The organism is Microbacterium sp. NPDC090014, assembly GCF_044748285.1.
In the GTDB taxonomy this organism is placed as follows: Bacteria; Actinomycetota; Actinomycetes; order Actinomycetales; family Microbacteriaceae; genus Microbacterium.
In genome coordinates this window covers 1,291,643-1,315,176 of sequence record NZ_JBIVFS010000001.1, presented here as the reverse complement: position 1 = coordinate 1,315,176, position 23,534 = coordinate 1,291,643, and the positions used below count along the sequence as shown (strand labels likewise).

The 23,534-nt window shown below is 68.8% G+C and carries 22 protein-coding genes; 11 read left to right on the top strand and 11 right to left on the bottom strand.

All coding sequences use genetic code 11. The annotated features are described in order from the left end of the window. Window positions 1-13: 13 nt before the first annotated feature. Both ACIPV5_RS06220 and ACIPV5_RS06215 read right to left on the bottom strand, forming a co-directional pair. The gene (locus tag ACIPV5_RS06220) at window positions 14-973 is read right to left on the bottom strand and encodes a permease prefix domain 1-containing protein (protein ID WP_400340359.1); all 960 of its coding nucleotides are present in this window, start codon (window positions 971-973) and stop codon (window positions 14-16) included. A 1-nt stretch (window position 974) separates the two neighbouring features. Next, window positions 975-1,307 carry a PadR family transcriptional regulator gene (locus ACIPV5_RS06215; RefSeq protein WP_082586537.1) on the bottom strand — a complete coding sequence of 111 codons (333 nt, stop codon included), beginning with the start codon at window positions 1,305-1,307 and terminating at the stop codon, window positions 975-977. Window positions 1,308-1,385: 78 nt separating this feature from the next. On the opposite strand from ACIPV5_RS06215, the gene ACIPV5_RS06210 reads away from it, so the two are divergent. Together ACIPV5_RS06210 and ACIPV5_RS06205 are read left to right on the top strand one after the other, a co-directional pair. Further along, complete coding sequence (locus tag ACIPV5_RS06210) at window positions 1,386-2,405, top strand: GNAT family N-acetyltransferase (RefSeq protein ID WP_053098877.1); 1,020 nt, start codon at window positions 1,386-1,388, stop codon at window positions 2,403-2,405. A gap of 58 nt (window positions 2,406-2,463) precedes the next feature. Continuing rightward, window positions 2,464-3,441: an o-succinylbenzoate synthase gene (locus ACIPV5_RS06205; protein WP_056277139.1), complete on the top strand. Its 978-nt coding sequence runs from the start codon at window positions 2,464-2,466 to the stop codon at window positions 3,439-3,441. A gap of 19 nt (window positions 3,442-3,460) precedes the next feature. On the opposite strand, the gene ACIPV5_RS06200 is transcribed toward ACIPV5_RS06205, so the two are convergent. Further along, window positions 3,461-4,084: a TetR/AcrR family transcriptional regulator gene (locus tag ACIPV5_RS06200; protein WP_053098875.1), complete on the bottom strand. Its 624-nt coding sequence runs from the start codon at window positions 4,082-4,084 to the stop codon at window positions 3,461-3,463. A 121-nt stretch (window positions 4,085-4,205) separates the two neighbouring features. Between ACIPV5_RS06200 and ACIPV5_RS06195 the strand changes: the two genes are divergently transcribed. The 3 genes from ACIPV5_RS06195 (at window position 4,206) to ACIPV5_RS06185 (ending at window position 9,634) form a co-directional block, all read left to right on the top strand. Beyond that, window positions 4,206-7,007 (top strand): MMPL family transporter, encoded by a 2,802-nt coding sequence (locus tag ACIPV5_RS06195; RefSeq protein WP_400340356.1) that lies wholly within the window; start codon window positions 4,206-4,208, stop codon window positions 7,005-7,007. Continuing rightward, entirely contained in the window at window positions 7,004-8,887 is a 1,884-nt protein-coding gene (locus ACIPV5_RS06190) for a YhgE/Pip domain-containing protein (RefSeq protein WP_400340354.1), read from the top strand. Before ACIPV5_RS06195 ends, ACIPV5_RS06190 begins: the two co-directional genes overlap by 4 nt. Window positions 8,888-9,052: 165 nt before the next feature. Continuing rightward, window positions 9,053-9,634, top strand: a complete 582-nt coding sequence (locus ACIPV5_RS06185; RefSeq protein ID WP_083569431.1) for a 2'-5' RNA ligase family protein — start codon at window positions 9,053-9,055, stop codon at window positions 9,632-9,634. Window positions 9,635-9,649: 15 nt separating this feature from the next. On the opposite strand, the gene ccsB is transcribed toward ACIPV5_RS06185, so the two are convergent. The 5 genes from ccsB to ACIPV5_RS06160 form a co-directional block, all read right to left on the bottom strand. Next, window positions 9,650-10,636, bottom strand: a complete 987-nt coding sequence (gene ccsB / locus ACIPV5_RS06180; protein ID WP_072590806.1) for a c-type cytochrome biogenesis protein CcsB — start codon at window positions 10,634-10,636, stop codon at window positions 9,650-9,652. A gap of 4 nt (window positions 10,637-10,640) precedes the next feature. After that, complete coding sequence (locus ACIPV5_RS06175; RefSeq protein ID WP_400340352.1) at window positions 10,641-12,476, bottom strand: cytochrome c biogenesis protein ResB; 1,836 nt, start codon at window positions 12,474-12,476, stop codon at window positions 10,641-10,643. 28 nt (window positions 12,477-12,504) lie between these two features. Beyond that, entirely contained in the window at window positions 12,505-13,284 is a 780-nt protein-coding gene (locus tag ACIPV5_RS06170; protein ID WP_400340350.1) for a cytochrome c biogenesis CcdA family protein, read from the bottom strand. Between the two features lie 16 nt (window positions 13,285-13,300). Next, entirely contained in the window at window positions 13,301-13,954 is a 654-nt protein-coding gene (locus ACIPV5_RS06165; RefSeq protein ID WP_082297998.1) for a TlpA disulfide reductase family protein, read from the bottom strand. Between the two features lie 64 nt (window positions 13,955-14,018). Continuing rightward, window positions 14,019-14,423, bottom strand: a complete 405-nt coding sequence (locus ACIPV5_RS06160) for a MerR family transcriptional regulator (RefSeq protein WP_400340348.1) — start codon at window positions 14,421-14,423, stop codon at window positions 14,019-14,021. A 61-nt stretch (window positions 14,424-14,484) separates the two neighbouring features. Between ACIPV5_RS06160 and ACIPV5_RS06155 the strand changes: the two genes are divergently transcribed. Further along, entirely contained in the window at window positions 14,485-15,384 is a 900-nt protein-coding gene (locus ACIPV5_RS06155; protein WP_400340346.1) for an NAD(P)/FAD-dependent oxidoreductase, read from the top strand. Between the two features lie 30 nt (window positions 15,385-15,414). Here the strand turns inward: ACIPV5_RS06155 and ACIPV5_RS06150 are convergent, their stop codons facing one another. Continuing rightward, on the bottom strand, window positions 15,415-16,044 hold the full coding sequence (locus tag ACIPV5_RS06150; protein WP_187249997.1) for a histidine phosphatase family protein: 630 nt from the start codon (window positions 16,042-16,044) through the stop codon (window positions 15,415-15,417). Window position 16,045: 1 nt separating this feature from the next. Then, window positions 16,046-16,420 (bottom strand): DUF5684 domain-containing protein, encoded by a 375-nt coding sequence (locus ACIPV5_RS06145; protein ID WP_400340343.1) that lies wholly within the window; start codon window positions 16,418-16,420, stop codon window positions 16,046-16,048. 116 nt (window positions 16,421-16,536) lie between these two features. On the opposite strand from ACIPV5_RS06145, the gene aspS reads away from it, so the two are divergent. Further along, a complete protein-coding gene (aspS, locus tag ACIPV5_RS06140; protein WP_053098865.1) occupies window positions 16,537-18,318 on the top strand; it encodes an aspartate--tRNA ligase in 1,782 nt (593 codons plus the stop codon). Window positions 18,319-18,572: 254 nt separating this feature from the next. On the opposite strand, the gene ACIPV5_RS06135 is transcribed toward aspS, so the two are convergent. Beyond that, complete coding sequence (locus ACIPV5_RS06135) at window positions 18,573-19,400, bottom strand: TSUP family transporter (RefSeq protein WP_056277117.1); 828 nt, start codon at window positions 19,398-19,400, stop codon at window positions 18,573-18,575. A 169-nt stretch (window positions 19,401-19,569) separates the two neighbouring features. On the opposite strand from ACIPV5_RS06135, the gene ACIPV5_RS06130 reads away from it, so the two are divergent. Genes ACIPV5_RS06130 through ACIPV5_RS06115 form a run of 4 tightly spaced genes read left to right on the top strand, consistent with a single transcriptional unit; the run spans window position 19,570 to window position 23,523 of the window. Beyond that, a complete protein-coding gene (locus tag ACIPV5_RS06130; RefSeq protein ID WP_053098863.1) occupies window positions 19,570-20,709 on the top strand; it encodes an ABC transporter substrate-binding protein in 1,140 nt (379 codons plus the stop codon). Further along, window positions 20,706-21,656, top strand: coding sequence for an ABC transporter permease (locus ACIPV5_RS06125; RefSeq protein WP_285365078.1), 951 nt, complete (start codon window positions 20,706-20,708; stop codon window positions 21,654-21,656). The genes ACIPV5_RS06130 and ACIPV5_RS06125 overlap by 4 nt, the downstream gene beginning before the upstream one ends. After that, window positions 21,653-22,447, top strand: coding sequence for an ABC transporter permease (locus ACIPV5_RS06120; RefSeq protein ID WP_053098861.1), 795 nt, complete (start codon window positions 21,653-21,655; stop codon window positions 22,445-22,447). Before ACIPV5_RS06125 ends, ACIPV5_RS06120 begins: the two co-directional genes overlap by 4 nt. Then, entirely contained in the window at window positions 22,444-23,523 is a 1,080-nt protein-coding gene (locus ACIPV5_RS06115; protein ID WP_056277111.1) for an ABC transporter ATP-binding protein, read from the top strand. The genes ACIPV5_RS06120 and ACIPV5_RS06115 overlap by 4 nt, the downstream gene beginning before the upstream one ends. Window positions 23,524-23,534: the final 11 nt, after the last annotated feature.

Below are 23,534 nucleotides of genomic sequence, written 5' to 3'. Positions count from 1 at the left end.
CTGCGTGCGGTGATCAGCCGCGGCGAGCGCGAGCGGTCTTGATCCAGCCGTCGACGATGTCCCAGATCGGGAACGCGATGAGGGCGAACCCGGTGATCACGGTCAGGATGCGCATCGTCTCATCGGTCACGCCGTTGTCGGTGAAGACGAAGCGGAGGAACTCGGGGTTGAGCAGCTCGCCCTGCACCAGCAGCGTCAGCGACCAGACGGCGAACACCGCCGCGAGCACGGTGTTGACCACAGCGGCACCGATCGTCCAGCGGCGGCGAGCGTAGACCACCACCGTCAGCAGCGCCTCGGCGACGAAGAGCCCGAGGAAGAACGTGATCCCCCAGGGCCACAGACCCGGGTTCAGGATCGCGATCGGATCTCCTTCCGTCGGGAAGAAGCCGATGAATGCGTCCCAGAAGACCGCGCCCACCCCCAGGACGAGGAACACGAGCGACGCGATCGCATCCGCCCTGCCGGCTCCGTTCTGGGTCGGCTCGGGCAGCTGGTCGACGTCCCACTTCACCCCGGTGTCCGCTCCGGTGCGCTCGAGGATGAAGAAGACCAGGGTCACCCAGAAGCAGACGTGCACGATGACCGAGATGCCGACCGTGACGGCGGCGCCGATCATCGTTCCGATGGGTGCGCGCTCGATCGCCTGCGCGATCGCGACACCGCCCATCGCGCACACCGGCACGATGATGAGCAGCAGCTTGAGCAGCCGCCACCACACGAGGTAGTACCGGGGTCCGATCAGGTGCAGCGGCCGGTCGGCGTAGCCGGCGGCGAGGACGCCGGGGTCGCCCAGCTCTGTGAGGACCGCTCGTTCCGCCTCGGCCGGGTCGTCCCCCTGTTCGAGTCTCGCGTCGATCGCGTCGGCGATGGATCCTTCGAGCTCGGCGCGGACGTCGTCCTGCACCTCGGGTGTGAGGCTGCGGATCGTGGCGCTGATGTATCGCTCGGTGAGCGTGGCTGTCGAGGGCATGTCAGTTCTCCTCAGCTGTGAGGGTCGCGATCGCCGTCGTGAGCGATCGCCATTCTTCGGTCAGGGTGTCGGCGAGCCGGATGCCGGCTTCCGATGTGCGGTAGAACTTGCGGGGCCGCGCCTCGTCGGTGTTCCACTCGCTCGTCAGGTACTCCTGCTTCTCGAGACGCCGAAGCAGCGGGTACAGCGTGTTCGCATCGGTGGCGAAGCCGCGGCGCTCGAGGTCTTCGAGCAGCCCGTAGCCGTACCCCGCCGTGCGCAGCAGCTGCAGGCACGCCAGCACCACGGTGCCGCGGCGCAGTTCCTGCAGATGCGTGTCGAGGGTCTCGTTCATGTCCATCACATTACTGTGCGTCACACACCATTGTCAATCACACATTTATGTGAAGGACAAGGCGCGTACGGTGGTCGCATGGCGATCGAGATCCTCCGCATCGACGCGACCGATGACCGGTCCGTCGATGCGTGGTGGGATGCGTACGCCACCGCCGAACGCGCGGATCGCGGCGCGGATGCCGTCGTGTGGTCGCTCGAGGAGTCGCGCAGCGAGCTGCAGCAGGAGTCGGCCGTCGTCGATCGACGCGCCTATCTGCTGCGCCACGCCGACCGGATCGTCGGCTCCGCGAGCCTCGCGCTCCCCCTGAAGGACAACACCCACGTCGCCCATCTCGCGATCAGCGTGCCGCCCGAGCACCGACGGCGCGGCATCGGCTCCGAGGCCCTCGCGTTCCTCGAGGCAGAGGTCACGGCGTCCGGTCGGACGATCGCGCAGGGGGCGACGTCGTGGCGCCACGCACTCGGTTCGGAAGGTGCCGGATCGCCGGGGCGTGAGTTCGCACGCGCCCGCGGCTACAGCCTGGCCCTCGGCGACGTGCAGAGCAGGCTCGACCTCCCGGTCGACCCCGCACTGCTCGACCGGATCGAGAGCGACATCGCATCGGCGATCGCTCCGTACGAGATCCGCAGCTGGGTCGGCCGCATCCCCGATGAGGTCGTGGAACGCTGGACGATCCTCGACGCCGCCCTCGAGACCGAAGCCCCGACCGGCGAACTCGCCATCGAACCCCAGAGACCCGATGTCGACAGCATCCGCGAGAGCGAGGAACTGCTCGACCGCCAGAGGCGCGTGTCGTTCGGGGCCATCGCCCTCGCGGCCGACGGCGAGGCAGCGGCGTATTCGCAGCTCGTCGTGTCGACCGACGACGGCAACGCCTATCAGTGGGGCACGCTCGTGCGCACCGCGGACCGGGGGCACCGGCTCGGCATCGCGGTCAAGGCAGCCAATCTCCGGATGCTGCAGAGGGAGGCGCCGCAGACCCGCGCCGTCTACACCTACAACGCCGAGTCGAACGCGCACATGCTCGCCGTCAACACCGCGCTCGGGTTCCGCCCCAGCGAGCGGATGGGCGAACTGCAGAAGCGCCTGCGCTGAGGCGGACCCGTCGGCACGGCGGATCCCCGACGAGGCGTCGACAGAGCAGAATGAGCACATGCTCCCACCGCTCGCAGATCTGCTCGGCTCGGCCAGGGTCGTCTCGCTTCCGATGCACACCCGCTTCCGCGGGGTCGACAAGAGAGAGGCGCTGCTCGTCGAAGGGCCGGAGGGATGGGCGGAATTCTCTCCGTTCGTCGAGTACGACGATCTCGAGTCGGCCACCTGGCTCGCGGCGGCGATCGACTTCGCCTGGAGGACGCAGCCCGAACCTCTCCGCGAGCGCATCGGCGTGAACGCCACCATCCCGGCTGTCGAGGCGGCGCAGGTCGCCGAAGTGCTGGCCCGCTTCGCCGGCTGCCGCACCGCCAAGGTCAAGGTCGCGGAACCCGGGCAGACGCTCGCAGACGACATCGCCCGTGTGCGGGCCGTGCGCGAGGCCATGGGGCCGGAGGGTCGCATCCGCGTCGATGCCAACGGCCTGTGGAACGTCGACGAGGCCGAGCACGCCGTGCATGCGCTCAACGAGTTCGATCTCGAGTACGTCGAGCAGCCGTGCGCGACAGTGCCGGAGCTCGCCGAACTGCGCACCCGGGTGAAGTACATGGGCATTCCGGTGGCCGCCGACGAGAGCATCCGCAAGTCCTCCGACCCGCTCGCGGTCGCGCGCGAGAAGGCCGCCGACCTGCTCGTCATCAAGGCGCAGCCGCTCGGGGGCATCACGCATGCGCTGCAGATCATCACCGCCGCGGGCCTGCCCGTCGTGGTCTCCAGCGCGCTCGACACCGCGATCGGACTCTCCCAGGGTGCGGCGCTCGCCGCCGCCCTGCCGACTCTCGACTACGACTGCGGGCTCGGCACGGCATCCCTGTTCCTCGACGACGTCGCCGACCTGCGCCCGGTGGACGGCTCGATCCCGGCAGCTCGGGTCACCCCGGATCCCGATGCTTTGGCGCGGCTCGCCGCCTCGGACGACCGACGGGACTGGTGGCTCGATCGCCTCACGCGGTGCTACGCCGTGCTCGACGCGCGCTGACCGCCGTTCGTCTGCGAGGTCACTCCGCGAGCAGCAGCTGCACGAGGCGCCCCAGCTCCTCGCCGCTGGAATGCCGCAGCTGGTCGGAGTCCTGACCGGCCATCGCTCCGCGAACGGTCATGCCCTCCCAGATGATCATGAGCATGCGCGCGGCCTCTTCGGCGGGAACCTTCAGCTCGAGCGAGCTCACCGAGACGATGTCCGTGATGATCACGGCGATGCTCGACACCATCTCGCGCTCCTGCACGAGGTAGGCAGCGCCGAACTGATGGTCACGCAGAGCACGGATCCGGATCTCGCTCATCAGCATGACGCCGAGGCGGTCATCGCCGCCCGCGTCCATGATCCGCTGGACGAGCTCGACCGGGTCGCATCCCTCTGACAGACCGCCCTCGGCGGCGATCTCGTCGACGCGGTCACGCACCGCATTGACGCGCTGCTCGCCGACGCTGCCGGCGAGCACGAGGAAGAGCTCGTCCTTCGACTCGAAATTCGAATAGAACGCGCCGCGGGTGAACCCGGCGCGATCGCAGACCGCTTCGACGGAGGCGCCGTCGAGGCCGACCTCGGCGAAGACCTGCGCGGCCGCATCGAGAAGCCGGGCTCGCGTGTTCTCCCGGCTGCGGGTGGCGGGTGTCGTCATCGAATCCTCCTGCCTCTCATTCTCACACCCCGCACACAGACTCCGGGGCTCGGACCACCTTACGATACAGGTATGTATTGGATACACCTGTGTATCCAGCCCGTATTCCCTGAGGAGCCTCGTGTCCACACTCCTGTCCTCGCTCGGTCGCTGGTCCTACCGGCACCCGTGGCGCGTTCTCGTCTCCTGGTTGCTCGCCCTCGGCATCGCGGGGGCCGGCGCCCTCGTCCTCGGGGCTGGCACGGACAACTCCTTCTCGATCCCGGGCACCGAGTCCCAGGCCGGCCTCGAGCAGCTCAACCGCTCGTTCCCCGCGGTCAGCGGCACCAGCGCGCAGATCATCGTGGTCGCCGCCGACGGCGACTCGATCACGGATGACGCATATAAGACCGACATCGAGGATGCCGTCGACCAGCTCGCCGACCTCGACGACTCGGTGCTCTCGGCGACCTCCCCGTTCGACGAGATGGTCAGCGGCATGATCAACGACGACGAGACGGCCGGTATCATCCGCCTGCAGTTCGACGGCCAGGCCAGCGATGTCTCGGAGGAGACGCAGGATGACCTGCGAGCCGTCGTGGCCGAACTCGCAGATGAGCTGCCGGACGGATCACAGACCTCCCTCGGCGGAGAGCTCTTCGCCACCTCCATCCCCGGTGTCACGCTCACCGAGGCCGTGGGTCTGCTGATCGCGCTGCTGGTGCTGATCGTCACGTTCCGCTCGTTCGTCGTCGCAGGACTCCCGCTGCTCACGGCCGTGCTGGGTGTGGGCATCTCGATGGCCGGCATCTTCGCCGCCACCGCCTTCGCCACGGTCTCGTCGACCACTCCCCTCCTCGCCCTGATGCTCGGGCTCGCCGTCGGAATCGACTACGCACTGTTCATCATGGCCAGGCACCAGGATCAGGTCCGCGAGGGAGTCGACCCCGAGGAGTCGACAGCGCGGGCTGTGGGCACGGCAGGCTCGGCTGTGGTTTTCGCGGGCGTGACCGTGCTGATCGCCCTGATCGGACTCGGGTTCGCGGGCATCCCGTTCCTGACGACGATGGGCATCGCGGCCTCCGCCGCCGTCGCGGTCGCCGTCGCCATCGCCGTGACGCTCACCCCCGCTCTGCTCGGCTTCATGAAGGGCCGCGTCGCCGGTCGACCGCGCCGGGCTCCGAAGGCGAAGAAGGGCAAGGCAGCCCCCGCGCAGCGCCGTCGCTTCAGCGAGCGCTGGGTGACCGGCGTCACCCGGCGTCCGATCCTCGTATCCCTGGCCGTCGTGCTCGGGCTCGGCATCGTCGCCGTGCCCGCCCTCAGCCTGAATCTCGCGCTGCCCAACGCGGGCGTGCTGCCGCAGGACTCCGAAGCGCGGCAGAGCTACGACCTGGTCGGCGAGCAGTTCGGTCCCGGGTTCAACGGACCGTTGATCCTGACGGGCACGATCGTCACGTCGACCGATCCGCTGACCCTGATGGAGGATCTCGGCGACGAGGTCGCCCAGATCGACGGGGTCAAGGAGGTCGCCCTCGCCACCCCGAACGAGACCGCAGACACCGGCATCGTGCAGATCATCCCCGAGACCGCACCCGATGACCCCGCGACGGCCGATCTCGTGCGAGAGCTGCGCTCGCACCACGACGAGTGGCTCGACGAGTTCGGCATCGACCTGAAGGTGACCGGGTTCACCGCGGTGGGCATCGACATCTCCGACCAGCTGGGCAACGCCCTTCTCCCGTTCGGCATCTTCGTCATCGGCCTGTCCCTGATCCTGCTCACGATCGTGTTCCGCTCACTCTGGGTGCCGGTCACGGCAGCCGCCGGCTATCTGCTCTCGATCGTCGCCGCGTTCGGCATCGTGGGAGCCGTGTTCGAGTGGGGCTGGTTCGCCGACGCCCTCCATGTCGCGAAGGTCGGTCCGATCATCAGCTTCATGCCGATCATCCTGATGGGTGTGCTGTTCGGGCTCGCGATGGATTACCAGGTGTTCCTGGTGTCTCGGATGCGCGAGGACTTCGTGCACGATCCCGACGGCAGGAGCCCCGATCGCGCGACTCGCCGAGCCGCGGCACTGCGTGCCGTGCGCAGCGGCTTCACGGGATCGGCGAAGGTCGTCACCGCTGCCGGCCTCATCATGTTCGCCGTCTTCGTGGCGTTCGTCCCCGAAGGCGACTCGTCGCTCAAGCCGATCGCGCTGGGCCTCGCGGCCGGCATCGCGATCGACGCGTTCCTGGTGAGGATGACGCTGATCCCTGCACTCATGGCCATCCTCGGGGAGCGCGCGTGGGAGATCCCGGCCTGGCTGGAGCGGATCCTCCCGAGCGTCGACATCGAAGGAGAGGCGGTCGAACGCGAGCGTCACCTGGCGGGCTGGCCGGGCGACGACTCGATCGTCGCCGCCGACGACCTCACGATGACGGATGCCGGCATCGACGGCCTCCACCTGCGCCTGGCACCCGGGGCCTCCGCCGTGCTCACCGGATCGTCAGCCGGCGCATTGCGTGCGCTCGCTCTGACGATCGCCGGGCGTGCGACTGCGGACGACGGCCGCCTCCGGGTCGCAGGCCACCTTCTGCCCGGTCGATCCGCGTGGGTGCGGGCGCATGTCGGAGCGGTCATGGCCGTGGATGCCGCGAGCCTGTCGGCCGACCTCGCCGAGGCACTGCGCGGACGGCCGGCTCTCGTGGTGATCGATGGAGCCGACCGGCTCTCCCGCCCCGAACGCGATCAGCTCGCGGCGCGACTGCGCGACTCCCGCAGCACGACGGCGATGCTGCTCACCGCGCTCGATCCCCAGGCGGCCCTGGAGATCCTGGCCGATGCCGGCCGTTCATCGGCTGACACGATCGACATCGACGCGCCAGCCGCACAGTCGCAATCCGAGTCCCCGGTGCCCCGCATCGTCGACGGCACCACCGAATCGACCGAGGTGAACGCATGACCCTCCCCATCGAACGCGCCCGTTCGCGCAAGCCCATCACGTGGTTGACGATCCTCGGCGTCCTGCTGCTTCCCGCGGCAGTGGGCGGCATCCTGGTCGCTGCCCTGCAGAATCCCACCGAGCGTCTCGAGTCGATGACCGCGGCGATCGTCAACCTCGACGAGCCCGTCGAGATCGACGGGCAGCTCACTCCGCTCGGTCGACAGCTCGCCTCGGGGCTCGTCGAAGGATCGGACGAGCTCGATTCCAACCTCACCTGGGTGATCTCGAACGAGGACGACGCCGCCGACGGTCTCGCCGACGGCTCGTATCAGGCCGTCATCACGATCCCCGAGGAGTTCTCGGCCGCAGCGACCTCGGCGGGGCAGGCGATCTCGGACGGCGGCGGCGACGCGGAGCAGGCCACGATCCAGGTCACCACCCCGGAGGACGGGCTCGTCGCCGATGACCTGATCACGAGTCAGATCGCGAACGTGGCGGCCTCGAGCATGGGCACACTGCTGTCGGAGGCGACGACGGAGAACATCCTCGTCGGCTTCACCACGATCGGAGACCAGATCGGCGAGGCCGCGGACGGCGCCGGCGAACTCGCCACCGGCGCGCGGGATGCGGCCACGGGAGCCGCGGCGATCCCCGACGGCGCGACTCAGCTCGCCTCCGGTGCCACGGAGCTCGGAAACGGCGCATCCTCCTTGGCATCCGGGCTCGACACACTCGCGTCGAAGACCCGCGAGGCCGCGAACGGCGCGAGCCAGATCGGCACCGGGCTGACCGCAGGCGCGACGGAGCTGCAGAATCAGGCCGGTGGCGCCCAGCAGCTCGCCGCCGGGTCAGCGCAGCTGGCGACAGGCCTGCAGCAGCTCGCGGAAACCTGCGTGCCCAGCGGGTTCCCTCAGGAGTACTGCGATCAGATCGCCGCGCTCTCGGCCGGTGCCACGCAGACGGACGCCGGTGTCCAGCAGCTGGCCACGCTGCCCGCCACGCTCGCGGCCCAGCTCGGCGAGGCGGGTGCGGGGGCGACGGGTCTCGCGGACGGTCTGAACCAGTTGGCGTCGCAGGGTCTCGACGAATCGGCGAGCGGTGCACGAGCACTGGCGACGGGCGCATCCCAGCTGTCGGACGGAGCGACCGAGCTCGCGACCGGTGCCGACGAGCTCGCGACCGGCCTCGACACCCTCGCCACGGGAACCGGCGATCTCGCGAGCGGCCTGCACACCGCATCCGATTCGCTCCCCTCGTTCAGCGACTCCGAGTCGACCTCGCTCGCGTCGGTGATCGCCGATCCGGTGGCGTCCAAGGGCACCGACGGCGCCACGATCTTCGGCCCGACCGCGATTCCGCTGCTCGCCGCCGTGGTGCTGTGGTTCGGGTCTCTCGCCTCGTTCCTGGTCATGCGGGCCTACACCGCGCGCACCCTGACCTCCCGGCGCTCGTCGGCCGGACTCGCCCTGCGCGCCTTCGCCCCGGCTGCCGCTATCGGTGCAGCCCAGGGTCTGCTGGTGTCGCTCATCGTGCAGATCGTCGCCGGTTATGACGCTGCGGCCTGGTGGGCCTTCGCAGGAATCGCCGTGCTCTCCGGGGTCGCCTTCGCGGCCGTGAACCAGGCACTCGTCGCGGTCTTCGGCGGCGTCGGCCGCTGGGTCAGCGCGCTCGTCGGCGTGCTCGCGATCGCGACCGGTCTGATCTCGACCGTGCCGGGATGGCTGGCGGATCTCGGCGCATCGCTGCCGACCTCCCCCGCGTTCGCCGGGCTGATCACCGCGAACGGAGGCGCAGCCGCAGCCCTCATCGTCTGGGGCGTGCTGTCGCTCGTCGCGACCACCGTCGCGGTGGCGCTGCGGCGCACCACCTCCGTGAAGGCGGCCCTCGCGACGGCGTGAACCACCTCGCCGAGCACCGCTTCGGACCACGACGCAGGACGCGCCGCGCATCGATCACGATGCGCGGCGCGTCCTGTATCCGCTCCGAATCCGTGCCCGCTCGAGATCGAACGGTATTCGGACGTGTGCCCGCGCACGTACGATCAGAGGATGCGTCGCCCCTTCATGACCTCTCCCGCCCAGCTCGAGTCACTCGAGGGACAGCAGTATCTCGTGCTGCGACCCACGCGGGCCGTGTCGGACGTGTACCGGGCCGAGCAGAGGTCGGCGCTCGGCCGGATGGATGCTCCGCACCCGCACACCGAGCACGTCACCCTGCGCGCGTTCCATGAGCCCGAGCGCCGCGAAGAGCTGCTCGCGCTGATCCGCGAGTGGGCGGTGGCGCAGCGTCCGATCGAGGTCGTCGCCGAGGCCGTCGACGTGTTCCCCGCACCCTGGCAGGTCGTCATCCTGCGGCTGCGGCGCACCGCATCCATCGTGTCGGCGTACTCCACGCTCAGCGAAGCGCTCGAGGGAACGGACTTCCGCCGTCTCGACGAGCGCAGCACGGACGACTGGACGTTCCACCTGTCGGTGATCTATGCGAAGACGCTCGCGCCCGCGGCGTGGACGGAACTGTCGCACAAGTCGCGGCGCTCGCTCAGCTCGCGCCCCGCCGAGACCATCAGCGAAGTCGAGCTCGTCTGGTACGAAGACGGAGCCGAGCACTCCGAGGTCATCCCCTTCGGACTGCGCTCGTTCAGATGAGCCGCGCTCGGGCGCTCAGCTGAGGCCCGAGTATGCGTGCAGACCCTTGAAGAAGACGTTGACGATGGTGAAGTTGAAGAGCACAGCCGAGAAGCCGACGATCGCCAGCCACGCCGAGGGGTTGCCGCGCCAGCCGCGCGTCGCGCGAGCGTGGATGTATCCGGCGTAGAGAACCCAGATGACGAAGGTCCAGGTCTCCTTGACGTCGAAGCCCCAGAAGCGGCTCCAGGCGTAGTAGGCCCAGATGGAGCCGGCGATCAGCGTGAACGTCCAGAGGATGAAGCCGATGATCGTGAAGCGGTAGGCCATGCTCTCGAGCCGCTCGGACCCGGGGAACGTGCGCAGGAATCCGGGGCCGGTCTTCTCCGCGCCCTCGGAGATGAGGCGCTCGCGACGCGACTGCATCAGCTGGATCACCGAGAGGGCGAAGGCCAGAGCGAAGAACGCGGTGCCGAGCGAGGCCACGAAGACGTGGATCACCAGCCACACGCTCTTCAGCGGGTCCATCAGGGGCGAGACGTCGACGTAGAAGTTCGTGGCGGAGAGACCCAGCAGCACGACCACCAGACCGGTGATGAACGTGCCGAGGAAGCGCAGATCGATGCGCGTCAGCACCACCAGGAACACGGCGACGATCAGCAGCGTTCCCATCATCGCGAATTCGTAGAGGTTGGCCCACGGCACTCGCCCGGCCGCGAGACCACGGGTGAGCGTGGCGGCGAGATGGAAGATGAACGCGAGCACGGTCAGCGAGGTCCCGATGCGGGCCATCACGAAGCGCTGCGGAGCGACGTCGGATCCGGATGCCGCGGCAGCCGTCGCCGCCTTGCCGCCGCGCGAGCGGGTTCCGGCTCCGACGAGTTCGAACTCCTGCACGGTCGCCGCGTCCGCGGACAGCTGCGACCGACGGGCGAGGTCGAAGGCATAGGCCACGAAGGCCGCCGCATAGATCGCGATCGCCGTCCACAGCAGGATCGGCGAGATCACTTCGAGATCGAACATGGTGTCAGTCTACTTTCGGGGTGTCGGATGCGGGGCGCGCGGAGTCGCGGTCGGCGGGCGTCTCGGGTGCCGTCGCCGCCTGGTCGGAGCCATCGGCGTCGGAGCCGTCAGCCTCAGGGTCTTCAGCCTCTGAGGCGTCGGTGTCGGTGTCGGGCTCGTCGACCTCGACCGCCGTCGTGACCCCGGCCGCGTCCATCAGACGCGCATGACCTGCCACGAGGTCGTCGACGGCCGTCGCGAGCGTCGGGTCCTCGCCGCGAGCGAGACCGGCGTACTCGAGAGAGACGGCGCCGTCCTGTGCCGTCGCCTTGACCCACACCCGGCGTCGCGGGATGAACAGGGCGAGCATCAGACCGCCGAGCGCGAGAAGCGCGAAGCCGAGCACCCAGGGGCCAGACGCGTCGCGGTGGATCTGCAACGAGGCGAAGCGCTTGACCGATTGCGACGCGTCTGTCGCACCCGCCGGGGACTCGTCCTCGAAGGTCACGGTTCCCATGCCGTTCGGCAGGTCGGCCGTCTGTCCGGGTGCCAGCTCGATCGATTCGAGGTCCGTCGTGCGCCCGGTGACCTTGGTCATGCCAGTGGTGTCGAGCACGTAGACCGACCGCGGGATGCCCTCGTTGATGCCCAGGTCGCCGGTGTAGACGTCGAGCGTGAGGGTCGGGTTGGTGAGGTCGCCGAATCCCGAGAAGAACGCGCCGGTGTCGAGCACCCCCGTCGTCGGGTAGAAGAAGCCGACGAGGCCGACCTGCTCGCTGAGGCCGTCGGGGATCTTGATGACGCCCAGCGAGGTCATGTTGTTGTCCTGCGGCAGGAACGGCGTGCTGTTCGTGAACACCACGTCCCCATCGGGGTCGCGCACGGTGATCGTCGGCGCGTAGCCGTTGCCGAGCAGGAAGACGTTGTCGTCGGCGACGCCGAGGGGCTCGTTGACCTTGACCGATCCGGTGCGCTCCTCGCCGTTCTCCTGCACGGTGACGTTGGCCGAGAAGTCGCCGGCCTGGCCCGAGCCCGGCTCGCCGAACGGCTGGTACGTGACGTCGAAGCTGTCGAGACGCATCGAGTAGGGCGCGAGTGCTCCGTCGCTCACGAAGCGGCCGCGGTTCATCGAGTCGTAGTCGAGCAGGGTGTTCGCGAACGTCTCGCCCTCGACCAGGACACGCTGTCCGGTGTACGCGAACCCTCCCCCGACGCCCACCGTGATCAGGACGCCGACGAGAGCGAGGTGGAAGAGCAGGTTGCCCGATTCACGCCAGTAGCCGCGCTCGGCCGAGACCGACGACGATCGCTTGTCGTCGTACCGCTCGACCCGGTAGCCCAGAGCTTTGAGCTGCTTCTGCGCGATGTCGATCGATGCGGCGGCCTCTGCCGGAGCGTCCGTCGAGGCGCGCTCGACCGCGCGGAAGTCGGCGAGGCGCTTCAGACGTGCAGGGGTGCGCGGGGGGCGTGCCTGCAGGGCCTTCGCATGGTGGCGGATGCGCGGGATCACACAGCCGACGAGCGAGGCGAACAGCAGCAGGTAGATCGCCGAGAACCACGGCGAGAGGTAGACGTCGAACATCTTCAGCCCGTCGAGCACGGGGAAGAGATCGGGGTTGTCGCGCTCCCACTGCGTGACGCCGTTGGGGTCGGCCATCCGCTGGGGGAAGATCGAGCCGGGGATCGCCGCGATCGCGAGCACGAGGAGCAGGATCAGCGCGGTGCGCATCGAGGTCAGCTGACGCCATCCCCAGCGCAGCCAGCCAACGAATCCGAGGCGGGGCTGGGTGATCGACTCCTCGCCGTCGACGTGGTCGGACGGCCGGAGCGGATCGCTCGACCTCTCGGTTGTACTGCTCACGTCATCCTTCCGATGCGTCTTCTTCTGATCAGATCGGGAGGTCGACACTGCTCATCACCGCCGTCAGTCGGGACATGATGTCCGTCCAGAGCCCCGTGACCATCAGCAGGCCGAGGAGGATGAGCAGCACGCCGCCGATCACGTTCACGACGCGGATGTGCCGGCGCAGGAATCCGATCGCCTTCGTCGCCCATCCGAAGCCGAGCGCGACCAGCAGGAACGGGATGCCGAGGCCGAGCGAGTACGCCAGCCCGAGCAGGCCCGCCCGCACCGGGTCGCCGGCGTTGAACGAGAGGGCGAAGATCGCGGTGAGCGTGGGTCCGAGGCACGGCGCCCATCCGATGCCGAGGGCGATGCCGAGCAGCGGTGCGCCGATCAGGCCGGCCTTCGAGTCGACGTGGAATCGCAGCTCGCGCTGGGCGAACCCGAACAGACCGAGGAACACGAGGCCCATCAGGATGATCACGCCGCCGAGGATGCGAGTGATCAGCTCGCCCCACTGCAGCAGGAAGACGTTGGCGAGCCCGCCGAGCGCGGTGAGGGACACGAACACGAGGCTGAAGCCGAGGATGAAGAGCAGCACGCCCACGACGAGTCGGCCGCGAGCGGGGGCCTCGCCCGTCGACACCGCCGAGCCGTCCGTCGGGTTCGGGACGCGGCGGGGGGCGACCGCTCCCCCGAGGAATCCGAGGTAGCCCGGCACCAGGGGCAGCACGCACGGCGACAGGAACGACACGAGGCCCGCGAGCAGCGCGACGGGGATCGCGAGCCAGAGGGCTCCCGATCCGATGATGACTTCGGGGTTCACGCCGCTCCCGGGAGACTCACGAGTCCTCCGCGAGCGCGTCCTTGACGAGCGTCGAGAGGATCGAGGTGCCGTCGATGGGCCCGATGATGCGGGCGGCCACGCGACCCTGCTTGTCGAGCACGAGAGTGGTGGGGGTCGCCTGGATCGGCACCGACGACGCGAAGGCGAGCTTCGCCTCGGCCGTGTCGACGTCGATGAGGCTCGGGTAGGTCACACCGAACTCGGCGGAGAACGCCTTCGCGGTGTCGGCCTGATCGCGCGTGTTGATGCCCAAGAAGGCGACGTCGTCGCCGCCATGCTCCTGCCAGACGCTCTCGAGGTCTTCCGCCTCGAGGCGGCACGGGGCGCATCCGGCGTACCAGAAGTTGACGACCGTGACCTTGCCCGCGAGGTCAGAGCTGGAGAAGTCCTCGCCGTCCTCGGTGAGTCCGCCGAAATCGGTGACGGGTTCGCCGCGTTCGGCGACCGGAATCTCGACGATCGCTCCGTCTGCCGCGACATAGCCCGGGTTGTCACCGCTGAGGAACGAGTCGTTCACGGGATCGGGAGCGCAGGCGCTCAGACCGATGGCGAGCACCGCGGCGAGCGCGGCCCCGACCGCGCGGCGAGATGGCCGGATGCGGGAGGAGCGGCCGCTGCGGATCGGACGAACCGTCGAGGCGAGTGGCACGATTCCCAGTTTACGCGGGGGTTCCTATGCATGGGCCGGATGCCCCGGGGGTGCTCGCCCGCCGTCAGAGACGCGCGAGGACGTCCTCCACGCTGGCCCGGAAGCGCGGGCAGGTGGCGATGTCGTGCGACCGGCATCCCATCGCGTGCTCGGTCATCTCCCGCGAACGGCGCATGTCCTCCATGCGCCGATCGAGATCGTCGAGGTGCCGCTGCAGCACCTCGTGACGCCCCGCACTGCCGTCGTCGAGGAGCACGGCGATCTGATCGAGGGTCATCCCGGCTGCCTTGCTGCGCTGGATGACGGCGATGCGCACGACGTCGTCCTGGCCGTAGCGGCGCCTCCCTGCGGGGTCCCGCGCGGGGCGCAGCAGGCCGACCGACTCCCAGTGCCTGAGCACGTTCGTGGGCAGCTCGAAGCGTTCGGCGACCTCTCCCACGGACCACGGACTCTCGATGCTTGACTTCATGTTGACATGAAGTCACAGACTGAGGACGAACGCAAGCGAGCACCCCTCGGAAGGACCCCACATGTATGACGTGATCGTGATCGGCGCAGGCCCCGCCGGCCTCCAGGCGGCATTGACCCTCGGGCGGATGCACCGCCCCACGCTGCTTCTGGATTCGGGCGAATACCGCAACGGCGCCGTGCTGCACATGCACAACGTCGTCGCGAACGACGGGACTCCCCCGGCGGAGTTCCGCGCGACGGCGCGAGCTCAGCTCGCCGAGTACCCGGATGTCGAGCTCCGCGACGTCGGAGCACAGACGGTGACCGGCTCAGACGGCGGCTTCGTCGTACGACTCGCCGACGGCGAGACGGTCGAGACCCGACATGTCGTCCTCGCGACCGGCGTCGCCGATGATCTCCCCGACATCCCCGGACTTCAGGACCTCTGGGGCACGAAGGCCTTCAGCTGCCCGTTCTGCGACGGTCACGAGCACGCCGGTCGCTCGATCGGCATCCTCGGACCCGCTCCTCGCGCCGAGCACCTGATCGGGCTGCTCGGGCGCATCGTCGGCGACATCACGGTGTTCCCTGTCGAGCAGCCGTTCGCGGCCGACGAGACGCGGACTCTCGAAGGGCTGGGCGTTCGGGTCAGCGCGGAACCGGTCGCCGCCGTCGCGCCGGAGGGGGCTGATGTGCGCATCACCACCGCGTCGACCGCGCACACCGTGGCCGGCGTGTTCGTGGCATCCGGTTCACTGCGCCACCGTGCGCCGTTCGCCGATCAGCTCGGCCTGGAACTGCTGCCCTCCGGCTCGATCGAGATCGACGACTTCGGGCGCACATCGCAGCCCGGGGTCTTCGCGGCGGGCGACCTCGCGCACCGGGCGTCGCTTCCCGGACCCATGGCATCGGTGCTGCTCGCGTCCGCTGCCGGTCAGATGGCGGCGGTCGGCGTCATCCAGTCGCTGATGGCGCACTGACCGCAGCGGAAGGGAGACCGAGGCGAGGGGTCAGACTGCTCCCACGTCCACCGCACCGCCGGTCGCCGCAGGTTCGGCGTAATCGACCTCACGCCACACGTCGCCCACCAGCTCGAACGAGGTGACGCTCGACAGTGCGCAGCGCCGGGTGCGCGGGTCGTGCTGCAGGGGCAGACCCGCCACCCGGAGGTGGGTGATCCAGATCGGCGCCTGATGGGACACCATCACCAGATCGCCGTCGTCGACCGACCGCCACGCCTCGGCCATCATGCCCAGCATCCGCTCGGCGATCGACGCGTAGGGCTCACCCCAGCTGGGCAGCGACGGCTGCCGCAGGTGCCACCACTTGAGCGGGTTCAGAAGCGAGCGGCGCATCTGCGTGCCCTCGAACACGTTGGTCGGCTCGATCAGACGGATGTCGATCTCGGGCGAGAGGCCGAAGCGCTCGGCGAACGGCTCAGCAGACTCCTGCGCCCGCTCGAGCGGAGAGGAGTAGAGCCCCGCGACCGGACGATCGAGCCCGGCGATGTGATCGGCGGCGGCTCGAGCCATCTTCCGTCCCGCCCTGCTCAGGTGATAGTCGGGGAGCCGACCGTAGAGCACGCGCTTCGGGTTGTGCACCTCGCCGTGGCGGACGAGGTGCAGTCGCGATGCCACCACGTCACGCCCTGCTGTAGCGGGAGTCGCCGAAGCCGAGGATGAGATACCCGATATAGGGGAAGACGAAGAGCAGGAAGAAGGAGAAGAGCCCGCCCTTGCCGAACCGCTCGCCGAGTCGCACCGCCACGATGATCCCGAAGATGAAGCCGACGACGGGGATGAGATAGAGCAGTGCGAGCCAGCCGGACATCCCCGCGATCTTCACGAGGAACACCACGTTCACGATCGGGATGACGGCGAGGATGCCGGGGTACCCCGCCTTGGTGAACACCTTCCACAGACCGACCGCGACGAGGACGTAGAAGACGAGCACGATGAGTCCGGTCGTGCCGGAGAAGATCGACGCGTACAGGTCGGAGATGCCGTTGGAGTCCATGGTGACCCTTTCTGTCGTGGCGATCCTACTGACCGATATGCCGCGGGCAGAGGAGGCGACACCCGCCCACGTAGAATGGGCGGGTTCATCATTTCCCAGATCAGGAGGAATCCTCCGTGCTTCGCACCCACTCGGCAGGCTCACTGCGAGCCGAGCATATCGGTCAGACCGTCACCCTCTCGGGTTGGGTCGATCGCCGTCGTGATCACGGAGGAGTCGCGTTCATCGATCTTCGGGATGCGTCCGGCATCGCGCAGGTCGTCATCCGCGATGAGGAGATCGCGCACCCGCTGCGCAACGAGTTCGTCCTCAAGGTCACCGGCGAGGTCTCGCGTCGCCCCGAGGGCAACGCGAACCCCAACCTGCCCACCGGCGAGATCGAGCTCATCGCGACCGACGTCGAGGTGCTGAACGAGTCCGCTCCGCTGCCGTTCCAGGTGTCGACCGCCGTCGCCGACACCGAGACGGTCGGCGAGGAGGCGCGCCTCAAGTACCGCTATCTCGACCTGCGTCGCCCCGCCGCGGCATCCGCTCTGCGTCTGCGCTCGAACGTCTACAAGGCCGTCCGCGATGTGCTGCACGGCGAGGACTTCACCGAGGTCGAGACGCCGACCCTCACGCGCTCGACGCCCGAGGGCGCCCGCGACTTCGTCGTGCCCGCCCGTCTGCACCCGGGCAGCTGGTACGCCCTGCCGCAGTCGCCGCAGCTGTTCAAGCAGCTGCTCATGGTCGGCGGCGTCGAGAAGTACTACCAGATCGCCCGCTGCTACCGCGACGAGGACTTCCGCGCCGACCGCCAGCCGGAGTTCACGCAGCTCGACATCGAGATGAGCTTCGTCGACCAGGAAGACGTCATCACGCTGATGGAGTCGCTCATCGTCGCGATGTGGAAGACCATCGGCGTCGATGTGCAGACCCCGCTGCCCCGCATGACCTACGCCGAGGCGATGGCCAAGTACGGCTCCGACAAGCCCGACCTGCGCTTCGGACTCGAGCTGGTCGAGGCGACCGAGTACTTCGCCGAGACCCCGTTCCGGGTGTTCCAGGCCGAGTACGTCGGCGCGGTCGTCATGCCCGGCGGTGCGAGCCAGCCCCGCAAGCAGCTCGACGCGTGGCAGGACTGGGCCAAGCAGCGCGGTGCGCGTGGCCTCGCGTACGTCCTCTTCAACGAGGACGGCTCGCTCGGCGGCCCCGCCGCCAAGAACCTGTCCGAGGCGGAGCAGGCGGGCCTCGCCGAGTTCGTCGGCGCATCCGCGGGTGACTGCGTGTTCTTCGCCGCCGGATCGACGAAGGAGAGCCGTGCACTGCTCGGCGCCGCCCGCGTCGAGATCGGACGTCGTCTCGGCTTCCTGAACCCCGACGAGTTCGCGTTCACGTGGGTCGTCGACGCTCCGATGTTCGAGCCGGCAGCGGATGCCGTGGCGTCGGGTGACGTCGCCGTCGGCGCCGGAGCCTGGACGGCCGTGCACCACGCGTTCACGGGGCCGAAGCCCGAGTTCCAGGACACGTTCGACACCGACCCCGGTTCGGCTCTCGCCTATGCATACGACATCGTGTGCAACGGCTCCGAGCTCGGCGGCGGATCGATCCGCATCCACCGCGAAGACGTGCAGAAGCGCGTGTTCGAGGTCATGGGCATCAGCGACGAGGTCGCGCAGGAGCAGTTCGGCTTCCTGCTGGACGCTTTCAAGTTCGGCGCCCCGCCGCACGGTGGAATCGCCCTCGGCATGGACCGCGTGCTGCAGCACCTGTCGAAGACCGAGTCGATCCGCGACGTCATCGCCTTCCCGAAGTCGGGCAACGGGTTCGACCCGCTGACAGCCGCTCCGGCACCGATCACGGCCGAGCAGCGCGCCGAGGCCGGCGTCGACTTCGAGCCCGAGGACGACGAGGCCTGACGCCACATCGCCCGTCGCACCGAGACCCCGTTCCGCTCAGCGGAGCGGGGTCTCTGCGTATGCGCCAGGCCGGATCCCGGACGCATGCACCGCGCATCCCCCGCTCGGCCGAATGCGTCAGAATCGGCCGGACTCGCCGAATCCGGCCGATACACGCGCAGAACACCGCGCGGACGGCGAGCGGATGCCGGAGCGCAGGCGGATGCCGGAGCGCACGCGGAGGCGCGGGGGCGGAGGTGCGCCAGGGCGGATGCTCAGTGCAGCTGCGCGAGCGCCGGAACGATGTTCTCGTTCCACACGTCGACGCCGAGCTTGGCGATGAGGGCGACCACCACGACGAGGAACACGACGCGGATGAAGGTCGTGCCGCGCGAGATGGCCATGCGGGATCCGAGGTAGCTGCCGGCGACGTTCGCGACCGCGAGGATGCCGCCGAGCAGCCACAGCACGGCGCCGTGCGGGATGAAGAGCAGCAGGGCGCCGGTGTTCGTGGCCAGGTTGACGATCTTCGCCTTCGCGCTCGCCTGCAGGAAGTCGTAGCCGAGCAGCGCGACGAGCGAGATCACCAGGAACGTGCCGGTGCCCGGCCCGATCAGACCGTCGTAGAAGCCGATCACGAGACCTGAGAGACCCGCCATGATGTGGTGCTTGTGCCCGCTGAAGCGCAGCCGCGTCGCGGCGCCCATCTGCGGGCGGAAGGCGGTGAAGAGCGCGACGGCGAGCAGCGCGACCACGATGATCGGCTTGAAGGCGGCCGCCGGCAGAACAGTCGCGACGGCAGCGCCCCCGAACGATCCGACCAGGGCGATCGCGGCCATCGGCAGAGCCGTGCGGATATCGGGTTTCGCACGTCGGTAGTAGGTGACGCTGCTCGTGGCCGTGCCGAACACGGAGGCGAGCTTGTTGGTCGCGAGAGCCTGGATCGGCGAGATCCCGGGGATCAGCAGCAGGGCGGGGAGCTGCAGCAGACCGCCCCCTCCCACCACCGCATCGATCCACCCGGCAGCGAAGGCCGCGACGACGACGAGGATCAGCGTGCCCCAGGTGAGCTGTTCGAGCCCGAGCACACTGCCGATGTCCATCCGTCCAGGATGTCAGACCACGCGGCACCTCGAACGCCACTGCAGTCCGACCCGTCACACCCTCGACACCTGTCGTTCACCCGAGCCGCGATCATCGGCAACCCTCGGCTCATAGTGTCCTCTCGCAACCCGAATCCGGCTCACAGCGCCGGGCACCGAGAGGACCCTGATGACCAACTTCCACCGCCGCGCACGAATCGGCGCCGGCATCGCCCTGTTCACGACCGCCGCGCTGGGTCTCACCGCCTGCGCCACCGGCGCGGAGACCCCGGCCGCAGGCAGCGACGCTGTCGACGCCGCATCCGCGACCTCGGTCGAGGACTTCGGTTCCTTCTCCGACCTCGAAGAGGCCGCGAAGGCCGAGGGCCAGCTCAACGTCATCGCGCTTCCGCGTGACTGGGCGAACTACGGCGAGATCCTCGACCTCTTCGCCGAGAAGTACCCCGAGATCACGATCAACGAGGCCTCTCCCGACGTGTCGAGCGCCGAGGAGATCCAGGCTGCGAAGACGAACGAGGGCCTCGACACCGCGCCCGACGTGTTCGACCTGGGTCTGACCGTCGCATTGCAGAACACCGACGTCTTCGCGCCGTACCAGGTGCAGACGTGGGACGAGATCCCCGACGCTCTCAAGGAGCCGACCGGCCTCTTCGTCGGCGACTACGGCGGATACATGTCGATCGGCTACGACTCGTCGAAGTTCGACGCTCCCGAGTCGCTCGACGACCTGAAGGATGCCGCCTACAAGGGCGCCGTCGCCATCAACGGAGACCCGACGCAGGCCGGCGCGGCCTTCGCCGCCGTGGGCCTCGCGACCGTGCAGTCCGACGGCACCCTCGACGACTTCCAGCCCGGCATCGACTTCTTCTCCGACCTCCAGAAGGCCGGCAACCTGCTCAAGGTCGACGTGACCACCGCGACCGTGGCCAGCGGCGAGACCCCTGTCGTCTTCGACTGGGACTACCTGAACGCGGCGCACGCCACCGACAACAAGGACTGGAAGGTCGTCGTCCTCGACGGCACCGGCTACGCGGGCTACTACAACCAGGCGATCAACAAGGATGCTCCGAACCCGGCCGCCGCACGCCTGTGGCAGGAGTTCCTCTACAGCGACGAGGTGCAGAACCTGTGGCTGAAGGGCGGCGCACGCCCGGCCCGCATGGAGGCCATGACCGAGGCCGGCACCATCGACGCCGACCTGGCTGCTGCTCTTCCCGAGGTCCCCAGCGAGACGGTCGTCCCGACCGAGGAGCAGTCGACGAACGCCGGCACGCTGCTCGGCGAGAAGTGGGCCGCGGCGGTCCAGTGACGACTGCCACCGCAGCGGGGGCGGATGCCACGGCATCCGCCCCCGTCTCCCCCGCAGCGCACAGCGCTGGGCCTGCGACCTCGTCGCGGGCCCAGCGCTCCGCGCCGTCCGTCGCCTGGCTCGGTCTCGTGCCGTTCGCCGCTTACGTCGTGCTCTTCCTCGCCGTTCCCACCCTCCTCGCGATCGGCTCCGGCTTCTTCACGAAGGACGGGTCGTTCACCTGGTCGAACCTGTCGGCCCTGGCAGACCCCGTCGTCCTCACCACGTTCGCCAACTCCGCCGGCCTGTCGCTGCTGACCGCCGTCGTCGGCGCGATCGCGGGTGCTCTGGTCTGCTATGCCCTGCTCGGGATGAACCCGGACGGCGCCGTGCGCTCGACCGTGGATGCTGCGGCCGGCGTCCTCGCCCAGTTCGGCGGCGTGATGCTCGCCTTCGCCTTCATCGCCACGATCGGCATCCAGGGGGTCGTCACCCTCTTCCTCAAGAACGACCTCGGCATCGACATCTTCGCGAACGGCACGTGGCTCTACGAGCTTCCCGGGCTGATCCTCCCGTACATCTACTTCCAGATCCCGCTCATGGTGATCACCTTCATGCCCGCCCTCGCAGCCCTCAAGCCGCAGTGGGCCGAGGCGAACCTCACGCTCGGCGGCACGCGCGCGAGCTTCTGGCTGCGCATCGGCGTCCCCGTGCTCGCACCCTCGTTCCTCGCGAGCCTCCTGCTGCTCTTCGCGAACGCCTTCTCGTCGTACGCCACCGCCGCCGCCCTCGCCAGTCAGGGTTCGCAGATCGTGCCGCTGCAGATCCGCGCCGCCCTCACGAGCGAGACCCTTCTCGGCCGTGAGAATCTCGCCGGCGCGCTCGCGCTCGGCATGATCGTCATCGTGGGAGTCGTGATGGCCCTGTACTCGCTCATCCAGCGTCGGGCAGCGAGGTGGCAGTCATGAACCGTCTCGGCCCGTCACTCGCGACCCGCTGGATCATCGGCGTGGTCGTCGGCGCATTCTTCGCGATCCCGCTCGTCTCGACCCTGCTCTACACGCTGCGCCAGACCGACGGCAGTCTCGGCCTCGAGCGGTGGGCCGCGCTCTTCGATCCCGCGAAGTCGGCGGCGATCAGGCCGATCTGGATGGGCCTGGGCAACTCCCTGGTCCTCGCGGTCGTGACCGTCGCGATCGTGCTCCTGCTGCTCGCACCGACCATGATCCTGGTGAACCTGCGCTTCGCGAAGCTCACACCCGTCTTCGAGTTCGCCGTGCTGCTGCCGATCTCGATCCCCGCGATCGTGCTGGTCGTGGGTCTCGCACCGATCTACCTGCAGATCGGACGCACCCTCGGCACCGGCACGTGGACGCTGGCCTTCGCCTACGGCATCACCGTGCTGCCGTTCGCGTACCGCTCGATCCAGGCCTCCATCGACGCCGCCGACCTGCGCACGCTCGCCGAAGCCGCCCGATCCCTCGGCGCCGGCTGGCCTACCGTCGTGCTGAAGGTGCTCGCTCCCAACCTGCGTCAGGGACTCCTCGCGGCGTCTCTCATCTCGATCGCCGTCGTGCTCGGCGAGTTCACGATCGCCTCGCTCCTCAACCGCCAGGTGTTCCAGACGGCCATGGTCGTCGTGCAGAAGCAGGATCCGTACGCTCCGGCGATCTTCACCCTGCTGGCGCTGCTGTTCGTCTTCCTGCTTCTGCTTCTCATCGGCCGCGTCGCCCGCGGCACCGGAAAGGCCCGCTCATGACCCTCCCCCAGACCGCCGACAACATGCTGCTCGCCGAAGCCGGAGAGGGCACACGCGTGCAGCTGCAGGGCATCGTGAAGAGCTACTCGGGCAACACGGTGCTGCACGGCGTCGATCTCGACATCGCCCCCGGTGAGTTCGTCTCGCTGCTCGGCCCCTCCGGCTGCGGCAAGACGACGCTGCTTCGCGTGCTCGCCGGACTCGAGGGGCTCGACAGCGGTGCGGTGCTGCTCGGCGGCAACGATGTCTCCCGGGTGCCCACGAACAAGCGGGACATCGGCATGGTGTTCCAGTCGTACTCCCTGTTCCCGCACCTGCGGGTCGCGGAGAACACGGCGTTCGGGCTGCGTCGCCGCGGCGTCGGCAAGGCCGAGGCGGCAACGCGCGCCCTCGATGCCCTCGCGCTCGTGGGGCTCTCGGACTTCGCCGATCGCTACCCGCATCAGCTCTCCGGAGGTCAGCAGCAGCGCGTCGCGCTCGCCCGCGCTCTGGTCACCGAGCCGAAGGTCCTGCTTCTCGACGAGCCGCTCTCTGCCCTCGATGCGAAGGTGCGGGTGCAGCTGCGCGATGAGATCCGGCGCATCCAGCTGCGGCTCGGCATCACCACCGTGTTCGTCACGCACGACCAGGAGGAGGCCCTCGCGGTCTCCGACCGGATCGCCGTGATGAACGCCGGCACCATCGAGCAGATCGGTACCCCGGAGCAGCTCTACACGACGCCGTCCACGGCGGGCGTCGCCGCCTTCGTCGGACTCTCGAGCGTCGTCTCGGGCGTCGCCGAGGGTGATCACGTGGTCGTGTGGGGTCAGAAGCTTCCCCTGCAGTCGCCGGCCGACGGCCCCGTCGACGTGTATCTGCGCCCGGAGAACGTGCACTTCGCATCCGAGGCCGATGCCGCGACCGATGCGCTGGTGCAGGAGAGCACGTTCCTCGGCAGCATGCGCCGCACGCTCGTGCGCACCGAATCAGGCGAGCTGGTGCGCCTCCAGCACGCTCCGGGCATCCACCCGGCCTTCGGCGATCGCGTGCGGATCGCCGTCGCTCCCGAGCCCGTCGCCGTGCATCCGCGCGGCTGACCGAGCCCTAT